General features: G+C 47.4%; 9 protein-coding genes. 5 read left to right on the top strand and 4 right to left on the bottom strand.

All coding sequences use genetic code 11. From position 1 onward, the window contains the following. Nucleotides 1-103: 103 nt before the first annotated feature. Nucleotides 104-889, top strand: a complete 786-nt coding sequence (locus QGG23_06280) for a cupin domain-containing protein (protein ID MDP6049031.1) — start codon at nt 104-106, stop codon at nt 887-889. Nucleotides 890-1,036: 147 nt separating this feature from the next. After that, the gene (locus QGG23_06275) at nt 1,037-1,645 is read left to right on the top strand and encodes a hypothetical protein (protein MDP6049030.1); all 609 of its coding nucleotides are present in this window, start codon (nt 1,037-1,039) and stop codon (nt 1,643-1,645) included. Between the two features lie 163 nt (nt 1,646-1,808). Here QGG23_06275 and QGG23_06270 read toward each other — a convergent pair whose 3' ends face one another. After that, entirely contained in the window at nt 1,809-2,348 is a 540-nt protein-coding gene (locus QGG23_06270) for a hypothetical protein (protein ID MDP6049029.1), read from the bottom strand. A 418-nt stretch (nt 2,349-2,766) separates the two neighbouring features. Between QGG23_06270 and QGG23_06265 the strand changes: the two genes are divergently transcribed. After that, nucleotides 2,767-3,927, top strand: coding sequence for an MFS transporter (locus QGG23_06265; protein MDP6049028.1), 1,161 nt, complete (start codon nt 2,767-2,769; stop codon nt 3,925-3,927). 300 nt (nt 3,928-4,227) lie between these two features. Here the strand turns inward: QGG23_06265 and QGG23_06260 are convergent, their stop codons facing one another. After that, nucleotides 4,228-5,211, bottom strand: coding sequence for a hypothetical protein (locus QGG23_06260; protein ID MDP6049027.1), 984 nt, complete (start codon nt 5,209-5,211; stop codon nt 4,228-4,230). A 255-nt stretch (nt 5,212-5,466) separates the two neighbouring features. Between QGG23_06260 and QGG23_06255 the strand changes: the two genes are divergently transcribed. Further along, nucleotides 5,467-5,961 carry an acyltransferase gene (locus tag QGG23_06255; protein ID MDP6049026.1) on the top strand — a complete coding sequence of 165 codons (495 nt, stop codon included), beginning with the start codon at nt 5,467-5,469 and terminating at the stop codon, nt 5,959-5,961. A gap of 240 nt (nt 5,962-6,201) precedes the next feature. Here QGG23_06255 and QGG23_06250 read toward each other — a convergent pair whose 3' ends face one another. Together QGG23_06250 and QGG23_06245 are read right to left on the bottom strand one after the other, a co-directional pair. Beyond that, the gene (locus QGG23_06250; GenBank protein MDP6049025.1) at nt 6,202-7,353 is read right to left on the bottom strand and encodes a DegT/DnrJ/EryC1/StrS family aminotransferase; all 1,152 of its coding nucleotides are present in this window, start codon (nt 7,351-7,353) and stop codon (nt 6,202-6,204) included. Between the two features lie 76 nt (nt 7,354-7,429). Further along, on the bottom strand, nt 7,430-8,785 hold the full coding sequence (locus QGG23_06245) for a nucleotide sugar dehydrogenase (GenBank protein ID MDP6049024.1): 1,356 nt from the start codon (nt 8,783-8,785) through the stop codon (nt 7,430-7,432). A 465-nt stretch (nt 8,786-9,250) separates the two neighbouring features. Between QGG23_06245 and QGG23_06240 the strand changes: the two genes are divergently transcribed. Further along, entirely contained in the window at nt 9,251-12,583 is a 3,333-nt protein-coding gene (locus tag QGG23_06240; protein MDP6049023.1) for a class I tRNA ligase family protein, read from the top strand. Nucleotides 12,584-12,677: the final 94 nt, after the last annotated feature.

Genomic DNA, 12,677 nt, shown 5'->3' with positions numbered 1-12,677 from the left:
ACTCTAAATTCATCCTCTCAGTTCACCTCTTTATTATTATAGCCCTAATTAACTCTGAGAAAAATTTTAAATCAAGCTTAACCTACAGTGATCTAGAATTAATATGCACGTAAATGTTGAAGACATCAAAGGAGAAGAAATTGCCCCAGGAGTCATCAAAAAAGTGCTTATGACAGAGGAACAAGGCGACGACGAACAAATGTGCAGCGCTTTTCATTATACACTCACTGATGGTGGCCAGTTGGTTATCGAGAATGAGATGACTGAATACCAACACTATATCATTTCAGGCCGAGCAACAAGTGGAACGGCCGATACAGCAATTTTTGCACCTGCCGGGACACACGATCCGGAAAAACAAGCAAAGGGCTTACGGGCTCAGCGGTTTACACATGTTGGAGAAGGCGAGACAAGGATATTCGTTGTAGCGTTCAAAGTACCAAGGCCCGCCTTCAGGTGGGCAAAAAGCAGGTCACGGCATCTATTCCAAGTTCTTTCCCCTCATCAAACCAGTATTGGGTACAGCCAAATGTTCACCGAGGAGGAGCATGCAATAATGGGGGCCCTAAGGTTCCACGCTCTGGATATACAAACTCATCCACCCGGTCAGCACAAAGGCCGATTTGACGAGAAAGGTGAACTCCAAGGCCATAGAAATCCTGCTGAGATAATGTATTTCCTGAGAGGTACCGGGAAAGCCATGGCTGAGGACGTAGTTTACGATGTACGACCCGGCTCATATCTTTATACCCGAGAAGGTACACTGCACGGTATCTGGAATCCAACAGATGACGTTCTTGAATACATATGCATGGAGCTGATCGAACATGACAAGTCTTGGACTGAGAGAGGCTATCAAGGAGAAACAAACCGTCCAGCATGGAAATAGGAGAGAAATGAAATGCATGTAAATATAAATAATGTTTCCGGAAAGGAAATAGCACCAGGCGTTATTGAACGAGTCCTTTTGAAACCTGAACAGAGTAAACCCGGTGGACTTGGCGTTAGGCACTATGTTCTCTCCAAAGGAGGAGAGGTGGTTTTTAATGAACCTTTGACCGAGTTCCAACACTACATTGTTCAGGGTTGTGCTAAACAGAATGGCCACAACGGAAGCCTGATACATCAGGATTCTGCATGGTTCATGCCATGTAACAAACGATGGGAGGATTCAGAAGCCGTCAAGAAACACAGCCTCTGCCACGATGGAGAGGGCGAAGTAAGAATACTCACTGTCTCATACAAGCTCCCCAGACCAGCAATGCGGTGGGCTAAATCCAGGGTCAATAATATGTACAAGGTTCCTCAGCATCACTCTAGTCGGGTAATGGTAGGCTATACTCAGCTGTTCAAGGAGGAAGAACACGCGGTAATGGGCGCACTTAGAATGCATGGCGTGGATATCCAGACAAACACCACGGGCTTAACACTACACGATCATCGGAATCCCGAGGAGATCATGTATTTCCTTAGAGGTAGAGGAACTGGTGTCGCTGAGGGCGTTGAGCACGATGTATGCGCAGGCTCGTTACTTTATACTCCTGAAGGTGATATACACGGCATCCGCAAAGTTGATGATACATTACAATACGTTGTAATCGAATTCATTGAACACGATAAAATGTGGGCCGAGAGAGCAGCCTAAGGGTATGAATCTTTAGACAAAAACTACTTTTTTTTTTCTGATTTTTACACTTATAAAATTCCACCGAACCGTTGAGCTATTTTCGTTTCTTGAAAAGTTTAACGTCGTCGAAATCGCGCGCCCCGCTTTGCAATCCTCAGTAGTTTCTCATAGAATTACTCGATCAGCTGGGGGGTAGTTCGATCTGTGTATTCGCCAGGACCAGAGCCCAGTATCCCCGTCCAGGCTCGAATGCAGTTGCCAAGGCATAGCTCGTACCGGTCCAAGTCACCAGCTGGTAGAAGCCAGGGAACACGTCATTAGCTTGCACCTCATCAATAGTCCCCCCAACCATGTTCCAGCCCGTGGAGAGTCCCAGACTCAACGAATCCACAGGCGGTCCGGAAACAGTGACGTCTACATCCTGCAGCACCAGCAACCAGTATCCGCGACCTGCTTCAAACTCTGTGGATAAGGCATAACTTGTGCCAGTCCAAGTTACCAACTGGTAGAAAACCCCAGGTGGCATAACAGCACTGGCCGCGGGGTCATCGGGAACCACTGGAAGGGAAACCATGTTCCACCCCGCTTTTAACTCCAGGGTAAACTCGGTTTCACTCGTCAAGGTGATTGTGAATGTGTATGTGGTGGACGCTTGCGCGGTCCACGTGTACTGGGTTTCTTCACGCATATCCACAGAGTTCGTTGGAGTGTCCAGATTCACAGTGTAATCGTTGGGGATGTCTGCAATGTCAGATGGGGACCAGGACAGTGTTGTTTCTCCGATGACTCCGGTGAATGTGTGTACTTTGAATGACCAGTTCGTATCTATGAAATATTCTTGTTACTCATGCGTGTTCAAATAACCTACTTATAATTGGGGGTAATTACTGCGTTAGATTTTCAGTCTCTTTGTATTTTTCCCGATTTTCTCTGCCTATATTGTTTGAAGACTAATTATCGATATGGATTGACTGATTCCAGGATAGACTCACTAATCCCTCCGACTAATATTTGAAACGCTGTTGTTATATCAGTCAACATTATTACGCGCGCAAAGGTAAAATGAAACCCAATTCCTATGGAAGTCGAAAACGTTGATTGAGATAGGGGGGAGCGAAAAGTCAAATAGGAAGGGGATATTGAGCTCAAATCTTCTTATCCTGGTTCTGACCCACATGCTTGTCCATGCAGCTGGGAATATTCGGTCCACCCTCTTCCCAGTTCTCAAGGCGGAGTTTAGCCTCACCTATCAACAGGTTGGCCTCATAATTGCAATCCCCAGCATCTTCCAGTTTCTTTTAAGCATTCCCAGTGGGATTATTTCCGATAAGTTCGGCACAAAAAAGATTATTGCGCTTAGTATTGTGATCGCCGCAATGGGGACACTTTTAGGGAGCGTTTCTTCAACTCCCTGGATGTTCATTGTTGCCTCCACTCTCCTCACGTTGACTACCACCATCTATCACCCTGCTTCTCAGAGCTATGTCTTCAACACTACTAGGCCTCAGGATCGCACCAGAGTTATGGGGATCTTTAACAGTGGGGGTACAGCAGGGACATCCCTAGGACCCCTAAGCATCTCGATTCTGGTAGGAGTCTTGGCTTTTAGCTGGAGACAGATCTACGGTTTTTGGATCATTCCTATACTGCTTGGGCTCGTTGCCCTTTATTTTGTGAAACCCGCCACTGAGTTGTTGACGAAAGAGGTCCAAGAAGCCTGGGATGAAGGAGAAACTATTGAAACTCTCCTCAACTCTAATATGTTCTTTCTTCTCTTCTCTGCCGCCGTGAGACGCTTTGGGGGAGGCCTCACCACAGGTTTCATGAGCATTTGGCTCGTAGAGGTCCAAGGATGGACAATTGGCCAAATAGGTATGATGCTTGGAGTCAGCTCTCTGATTGGCATCATTGCCAATCCCCTAGGAGGAGAACTTGCCTCCCGATATGGAGAGAAACGATGGTTTGTAATGACTCTCTTTGGATCCTATGCATTCTTTGCTCTCGCTTTTTTAGTTAGGGGATACTGGTTCTTCATGATCGCTTATATAATCCACAGTTTCTTTGGCACTCTCGGCATGCCCGCCCATATGACTCTTATTGCGCGCCTTTCACCACCTCATCAGAAAGGAGTAGGTTTTGCACTTTCTTCAATTCCTTATAACATTGTAATGCCTGTCTCCGCTATGGTCGCCGCCTATATCGCAGACACGTACGGACTCTATCCGATATTTGTTATCACTACAGTGATCTATTTCATCGGACTCGTGATCCTCCATCTGGGGGTAAAGGTTGAGGACTAACCGGATCCCTTTGCGCCCACCCAATACAACTTATAGAGGAGAGAACCGTGGAAACTAGATACTGTAGAGTCTATAATAAGGCGCGTTTTTCGTTATTTGAGGTAACGGCATACCGGATACATTTACCCTAGGATCAGGATTAGTCTTATCGGTACCCCCCCGTTTCAGAAGGAAAAAGCTTCTCCATGTGGAGACAAATATACATAGTTAAGATAATCCACAAAAAATCTTACAGGACAAAAAGAAATAAAAGTTAATAAAAAAAACTGCAGAGATAAAAATAATTTAACCCTATTGAACTTATCCTTTTGGTGGTTTGATTGTATAGTCTGTTTCCGTATCCGATGCATAGACCACTCCGATAATGTCACCTGTATTTAAAACTTTATTCTCATCCCAATATGCTATAATTCTTCCAGTCACAGGGGAGGTTAAGGTCTCAACGGTATCACCGAACAAATTGCCAATTGTGCCTATCACCTGCCCTTTTTCAAGATGATCTCCAGCAGACACTTTGCTATAATAGATCCCTCCACGACCTGCCCGAAGTTCAAACCTCTGACCGATGCCGTAAACAAAATCTGGTGGAATGGATGATTTCGGCTCACCATCAATCATTTTAAGCCCCTTCATGACATTTATTAGGCCCTGGATATGAAAATCGATCTGACCTTCTTCGAGTTTGCCGCCTCCACCTGACTCGATTAAAATACTTGGAATAGTTTTTGTCATTAGGGCGGGTTTTCTCTGCCAGGCCTTAGGCCTAAACCATTTGACTAAGTTGATAACCTTTTCATCGTAACCAATGTCGCCGGTCCATCCGGATATTACGATTCCTTCAATTAAGTTTTCATCAAGGTCCCCGCCGTGAAGATCAATAGCGTAATCTGCCATTGAGATTAATTTTCTTCTAGCTTTACCAATAATGTTAGATATAGAACCAGTTTCTCTTGGTTCTCTAGGAATTGGCTTGAGATCAATAGCACAGACATCTGAGGTAATTGTGTTGAAACTTGGAATGTCAATTACAGGACATATTATGAGCTTACCGTTTAATTCTTCAGGATTAATTAATTTAGAGATCCTAATACCCGCCTCTATTCCAGCATAAACACAGGGTTTACTGCCTGCGGTAATGCAAAGAGTTGGACCATCACCTTTCCCGTTTATCAAAATAATTGGTAATGCAATATCTGTACTAGGTGTTTCCGCTATTTTCCAAAAACCATATGCTTTCTCATTTTTTTCTGCCTTAAGATTTCCTACTTGTAAAAGTTTAACCATTTTAATTCTATTTTATAATATCAAATACATAAATTTTGCATATTATTTCACGCGTAAGTACCCAAGCCTATTCAGCCCAAACGGTATATCTTTGGTCTAGAATTAAATCGTGGAGATAAACATATTTCATTTTTTACATATTAGACGCGGAGAAACAAGTGATTAAAATATTATGCAAGTCCATATTTGTTTTTCTCTAGAAGTTTTTTATCTTTGATCGCTACTTCTGGGTATGGTGTTACAGTGTCAGGGGTCATGAATCATGTCGGGAAGAATGTTAAGCTGGGCGACAACGTCAGAATGTGGCATTTCACATATATAGGGGACGGCGCCGAGATCAGAGACAACACCAAGATTGGGAGCCTCGTCCACATAGATTACGGTGTCAAGATCGGTAGGGACTGCAAGATAGAGGGGAACGCCTACATTCCGCCTCTCACGGTGATCGGGAACGGGGTCTTCGTGGGTCCTGGAGTGGTATTTACCAATGACCCGTTCCCCATGTCTCCCAAGATGGTGGGGGTCACAGTCGAGGATGGCGCTGTCATATGTGCTGGTGCTGTCCTTAAAGCCGGGATCAGGATTGGAGCACGCTCCGTGGTGGGGATGGGCTCTGTAGTCACGAGGGATGTCCCACCAGATGTGGTGGTCTACGGAAATCCCGCCAGGATCAGGTACTCTATAGATGAGTTCAACGAAAAAAAGGGTGAATGGGAGAAAGACTACTCCACCGAACCCCATTTTATGTAAGCTTCAAGCTCCTGCTCATTCACTGAATGAGTAAATTATTATCCTATAACCTCATTTTTCAAACGAGATGGCTTCGGATCGCACTGCTGAAGTTCTCGTAAGCCCGGTCGAAAATGATCAAATCTGGGGGCTCTGAGCTCTGAGGGGTATCTATGGAAGCTGGGTCGAGACCAGGAGGAAAAAGAAACTCCAATCCCAGTCTTACCCGGATATGAGATAGAAATGAAACTAGGGTAAATCCTATTTTTGATAATGGGAGACCACCTTTTCAACTCCTCTAAGGATGGTCTCAAGGTCTGCATTCGTCAATTCAGCGTGCATCGGAAGCGAGAATATTCTAGCGGAGACATTCTCAGAGACTGGGCAGGGTGCAGGCTCCATGATGTCAAGTATCGCAGGCTGAACGTTCAACGGCATCGGGTAGTGGACTGCGCAGTCGATGTTCTCCGCGTTCACGGCCTCTACGAACTCGTCTCTGGTGCACTTGAGTTCATCCAGCTCGAGGACCGAGGAAAAGTAACTGTAGGCGTGGTTGACTTTTGACCCGACTTTTTGTGGGGTGATCCCGCTTATCTTTGAGACTCCTTCGAGATATTTGTTACCCAGATGCCTCCGTGTCTCGAGGAATTCGTCGAGTCTGGAGAGTTGGTTGACGCCGATGGCCCCCATGATGTCGCTCATCCTGTAATTGAGCCCCATCATGACGTGGTGGTATCGACTGTTATCCCCGTGGCTCCTTAGGAGGCGACCGATCTTGTCGAACTCTTTATCGTTGGTGGTGACCATCCCCCCTTCTCCGGTGGTGAGGGTCTTTGACGGGTAGAAGCTGTAGCAGTTGAGATCGTCATAGGAGCCTAGGTCTCTCCCGGCGTACTCGGTTCCATGGGCTTGGGCGGAGTCGCTGATTATTTTGATGTCATGGTCATCTGAGATGTCTGATAGGGCGTCCATGTCAGCAGCGTTCCCAAATAGGTGGACCGGGACTATCGCTTTCGTCTTGGTCGTGATCTTTTCTTTCACGTCTTCGGTATCAATGAGGAACGTCCCAGGGTCGATATCTGCGAAGACTGGTACAGCATTTGAATGGATTGCCATGCTGGCGGTTGCGAAGAAAGTGAACGAGGGCACTATAATCTCATCCCCCGGCTTGACGACGGATAGATATGAAACATGTAAAGCAGCCGTTCCAGTATAGACCGCATATGCATATTTCGCCCCAACCCTCTCTGCAAAATTGTCCTCGAAGAGCTTTGTCTTTGGGCCTTGCCTCAAATACCCTGATCTGATGACCTCTTCAACATCTTGGATGGTCTTCTCATCGAATACAGGCTTTGCGATCGCGATCCGTCTCTCCGAAATCGGTGGGCCCCCATTGATGGCCAGTTTATCCATAGACATCTAAACTAAGTCTCTACTTTTAAACGTCATTAGACATAGCGGCTCTATCAACAGTTGAAGAAGGCGTAGTTTATTCTCGTGGGATCCCTACCCCTAGAAAAGCAAAGCCTGCCTCGAGATACGTTTTCCGATTGAAATTGTTGCGTCCGTCGACTATAACGGGGGTCCTCATCTTTGCCCTCAATAATGTCGGGGACAATTCTTTGTACTCCTCATGTCGTGTAACAAGGACAATGGCGTCACTGCCGTTAATAGTCGCCTCTAAATCATTGCTAATCTCTAGATTTTCATACTCCTTGACGTAGGGATCATGGGCTATTACTTCCGCACAGAGCACTTTGAGTAGATTATAAAGGGAATATGTCGGAGTATTCCGGGTGTCATCTGAGTTGGGAAGAAATGCCACCCCTAAGAGGGTAACCTTGGCGTCCTCTATATTGATGCCCTTTTTGCTCAATGCCTCCTTAATGAGCTCTACCATATGGCTCGGCATGGAATTGTTAATGCGCCGGCTCTCTATTATCAGCCTAGGATCAAAACTAAAATTGCCATACGTATCGAGACCGTACTTGAGGAGCCATGGGTCCTTTGGGAGACAGTGCCCCCCAACACCGGCTCCGGGTATGTGCATAGTTCTGAGGGGGTTTTTCCCGGGATCTCCAGGGATATGTGGGAGGGAGTTTACATGGCGTCTAACCTCATGGACGTCAACGCCTAGACTCTCGCAGATAATAGCTATCTCGTTGGCAAAGGCTATGTTGACATCCCTGTACGTATTCTCTGTCACCTTGGATACCTCTGCCGTGAGGCTATCAGTTGCATGGAGTTTGGCATCCACGATATGAGAATAGAGCTCTATGCCTCTCCTTGTACACTCGGGGGTGATTCCCCCGATGATCCTGTCTAATTTAGTGAGGTTATGGATGAGGCGGCCTAACATAACCCGCTCATAGGAGAAGATGAGGTTGAAATCCACTCCTGCCTTCATCCCGGACTGCTCCTCAAGGATTGGTTTAACGACATTCTCGGAGGTCCCAGGAGCAACAGTAGACTCCAAGATCACGAGGGTCCCTTTTTTCAACTGACTTCCAATTTCATGGGAGACCTGTCTTAAAGACTCGTACCGTGGAAGTTGGTTCTCGTCAACTGGTGTCTGTACGGCAATGAGAATGGCGTCTGCTTCACCGTAGACCGATGTATCATCGGTGGCTCTGAACGCCCCCTTCTCCACGACCCTCTTGATGAGGTCTGCGAGTCCTGGTTCCTCACCTTCTATGGGGTTTTTACCGTTGTTGAGGTGATCGATCTTCCACCCCGACCGTTTGGACCTCCGCTGTACCCCAGTGACGTTGAACCCATCGACGTCTGCGAAGAGGGCGGCTACTGGTATGCCCACGTACCCCATGCCGACTATAACGATTTCCACAGCTGTTCCCCTCAGACTCGCTAATTTAAATTCAAATCGCCCTTGAAAAGTATTTCATCGATGCGGAAGCCCCTTATCAAGGTAGAGGAGTTTGACCTCAGTTGAGTTCATGACGTATATTTGAACCCTGCTAATCCAAGTAATATCTCTCAACTGGTACAGAACAGATCTAGGTAAACATTCTTTGGTTTCAGCGTATGCAAGGCGAAGGAAGAATTTTTAATAGAGTTCCTCACGCGCTCCCTCTTCAACGTTGTTGATCTGTGCATTCTGCATGTTCCTATTAAACGAGTTCAAATCAACAAGATAAGGTAACGGCTTACCTCAACTTTTTTATTCGGATACAAGACCCATTCTTCTGGTGCCTCGGATGTCCGGTGACCGCTAAATTTAATGAGATTATAACAATGGACACCCGGTTGTGTTTCAACAAAGGTTTCTGGCAGTGCGAACGGGTGACGATTGATGATATTTAAGCAGTTAGATAGCAAGGTGGATTTAGCATCCATGGACAGGGAAGTCATGGATTTCTGGAACTCGAACAGAATCTACGAGAAGAGGGTTGCCACTCAGGCTGGGAGACAGCCCTGGACCTTCATCGATGGTCCCATAACTGCGAACAACCCCATGGGAGTTCACCACGCCTGGGGGCGCACTTACAAGGATCTCTGGGCCCGATACTGGTTCATGCAGGGTCGAGAGGTGAGGAACCAAAATGGCTTTGATTGTCAAGGGCTTTGGATCGAGGTTGAGGTAGAAAAGGAGCTCGGTTTCAAGTCCAAAAGGGACATTGAGAGATACGGCGTCGCGGAGTTTGTGAAGAAGTGTAAGCAAAGAGTGTTAGAATTCTCAGCGGTTCAGACGGAGCAGTCAATCAGGCTCGGGATGTGGACCGACTGGAATAGTCCAACTGAACTCCGGAAACTAAAGGAAGCTATGGAAACCCCAATGAGAGAGACTACATACGTGGGAACCCACGGCCCTGTATCGGGGACCGCAGAGGAGCTCGTCGGTAAGCTGGGTTCTCGAGAGTTAGGAGGGAGTTACTATACCCTCAGCGACGAGAATAACTATATGATCTGGAGCGTCCTTAAGAAGCTTCACGAGAGAGGACTCATCTACAAAGGACACGACGCGATGCCGTGGTGCCCACGATGCAGCACTGGAATTAGCCAGCACGAGATCGTGACCGAGGGATACCGAGAAATCACTCACCCTAGCGTCTACCTCAGATTCCCATTAAGAGGGCGTGAGGGGAGGCTCTTGCTCTGGACAACTACCCCCTGGACTCTTACATCCAACGTGGCGGTTGCCGTCCACCCAGAGCTTGACTACGTAAAAGTAAGCCACAAGGATGAGCTTCTCTATCTTTCCAAAGGGACATTATCCACAGTTTTCCCTGACGGGGGATACGAGGTCCTAGAAGAGCTCAAGGGAGCGGAGATGCTGGACTGGAGCTACGATGGACCATACGACGAGTTGGAACTGCCAAAGAGTCTCGGGGTCCCTAAGGCCCATAGGATCATCTCCTGGGAAGAAGTGGGAGAAACTGAGGGAACTGGGATGGTTCACATCGCCCCAGGGGCCGGCAAGGAAGACTATGAGTTAGGGATTAAAAACAATCTCCCTGTGGTGGGGCCACTAGATGAGTACGGCATTTTCAAAGAAGGGCTCGGAGAGCTCTCCAAAACCCATGTATACGACTCACCCCTGACAATCTTCGACAACTTAAAGGATAAGGGATTTCTGTTCAGAGTCCAGGACTATACTCACAGATATCCCGTCTGCTGGAGGTGCGGTAGCGAGCTAGTCTTTCTCCATGCCGAGGAGTGGTTCATCAACATGGGTCGAGGCATCGATAAGCCCTTTGATGAGATCACCGAAAAGGAGAAGGAGACAAATCTCAGGTATCAGATGATGGATTCCGCAAAACAGGCTCGGTGGATACCCGAATTCGGCCTCTCTAGGGAGTTAGATTGGCTCAAGAACATGCAAGACTGGATGATCTCTAAAAAGCGCTACTATGGTCTTGCCCTTCCCATCTGGACCTGCCCCGACTGTAACTGGTTTGACGTAGTGGGGAGCAAGGAAGATCTAGAGCAGAGAGCCATAAGTGGCTGGGAAGAATTCAACGGTCACAGCCCCCACAAACCCTACCTAGATGCCGTCAAAATACGTTGTGATAAATGCGGTGGCACAGCGAGCCGTATCCCTGACGTTGGGAACCCCTGGCTTGACGCCGGTATAGTCGCATACTCTACACTAGACTATAGGACCGATCAATCATACTGGAAAAAGTGGTTCCCCGCCAATTTCATTACAGAGTGCTATATAGGCCAGTTTAGGAACTGGTTCTACTCTATGCTCGCAATGAGCACCATTCTAGAGCGTAAGACCCCCTTCGAGGTAGTTATGGGCCACGGTACGGTTCTAGCAGAGGACGGACGCCAGATGCACAAGAGCTGGGGTAACGCGATTTGGTTCGACGATGCAGCGGAGACAATGGGGGCCGACACTATGAGGTGGCTCTTCTGCAGTTGGAAGCCTGAGAACGATATTCTCTTTGGGTATACAGGAGCAGGGGATGTGAAGCGCCTCTTTTTCATGCCTCTGCTGAATATCTTCAACTTCTTCAGCATCTACGCATCCCTTGACGGATGGACTCCAGAGCAGCAGCCCGAAGCCCTTACTGAGATGGACAAGTGGATACTATCAAGGCTAAACTCCTTGGTGAGGCACACTACAAAAGAGCTAGCTAGTTATGAAGTCTTTTCCAGCTGCAAGAAGACCGAAAGGTTCGTTGACGTCCTCAGCCGATGGTATATCAGGAGGAGTAGACGGAGGTTCTGGAGGAGCGAGGCTGATGATGACAAGCGGGCAGCATATTCCACTCTATACACTTGCCTCAAGACGCTGACCCTGATCATGGCCCCCATCACTCCGTTCCTCACAGAGGCGATCTATCAAAGGCTGGTACGAGGAGTCGAGTCTGATGCCCCTGAGAGCGTCCACCTCTGCTCATGGCCTGAGGTCAATGAAGCCCTTATCGATGAGGAGCTCATGAAGAGGATGGACCTTACTATTAGAGTTAGCAGCATGGGCCGTGCCGCCCGAAACACCAGCGGCATTAAACTCCGCCAGCCACTAGCAGAAGCGGTTGTCGTGGCCGATATTGAATCCATTAGGACCCTTACTAGCCTAAGAATCATCGTTAAGGAAGAACTTAACGTCAAATCAGTGAGGTTCACAGGTAAGAGCGAGGCGCTAATGGGCCTTGAGGTGAAACCCATCTACTCTCTGCTTGGGAAAAAGTATGGTAGAAACGTTCAAAATGTCGCAAAGGCGATAAAGGCATTGGGCAAGTCCGAGGCCGTTAAACTCCGGGACGGCGAAGTATTGGAAATCACCGTCTCCAGAGAAATAGTGGAGATCCTTCCGGAGGAAGTAAAAGTGACCCCCGTTCAAGTTCAGGGATACTCAGTGGTTGAGGAGTCAGGGCTTCTAGTAGGCGTGAGGACTGAAATTACCCCGGATCTAGAGAGGGAAGGAATCGCCCGGGATATTGTCCGGAGGATCCAATCCTTGAGGAAACAGGCCGACTTTGAGATCGATGATAACATCACAACCTTCTACACCGGAGATCCCTTCATTGAGAAGGTATTCAAAGTTGAAGAGGATTACATTAAGGCAGAAACTCTTTCTATAGAGCTTACTAAGGGCAAGTTCCCAAGAGGCGTTTACAGAGAAGAATTTGACATAGATGGAAAAAAACTTATCCTTGGTCTTCGACAGGTCTGAACTAGGGCATGTACTTGGTTCTTCCAAGACCCTCTCCCTAGCTCGTAATAAAACCCTGTTCGTAAGGTATATGTCCGCGGATATCTTTTATTCA

The organism is Candidatus Bathyarchaeota archaeon (genome assembly GCA_030739585.1).
Lineage (GTDB): Archaea > Thermoproteota > Bathyarchaeia > TCS64 > TCS64.
This window is presented reverse-complemented; position numbering and strand designations above follow the sequence as displayed.

What these genes read in the sequence shown, in the direction of transcription:
- QGG23_06280 (MDP6049031.1), top strand. Translation starts at nt 104, where the DNA reads ATGCACGTAAATGTTGAAGACATCAAAGGAGAAGAAATTGCCCCAGGA.
- QGG23_06260 (MDP6049027.1), bottom strand. Translation starts at nt 5,211, where the DNA reads ATGGTTAAACTTTTACAAGTAGGAAATCTTAAGGCAGAAAAAAATGAG.
- QGG23_06255 (MDP6049026.1), top strand. Translation starts at nt 5,467, where the DNA reads ATGAATCATGTCGGGAAGAATGTTAAGCTGGGCGACAACGTCAGAATG.
- QGG23_06250 (MDP6049025.1), bottom strand. Translation starts at nt 7,353, where the DNA reads ATGGATAAACTGGCCATCAATGGGGGCCCACCGATTTCGGAGAGACGG.
- QGG23_06240 (MDP6049023.1), top strand. Translation starts at nt 9,251, where the DNA reads ATGATATTTAAGCAGTTAGATAGCAAGGTGGATTTAGCATCCATGGAC.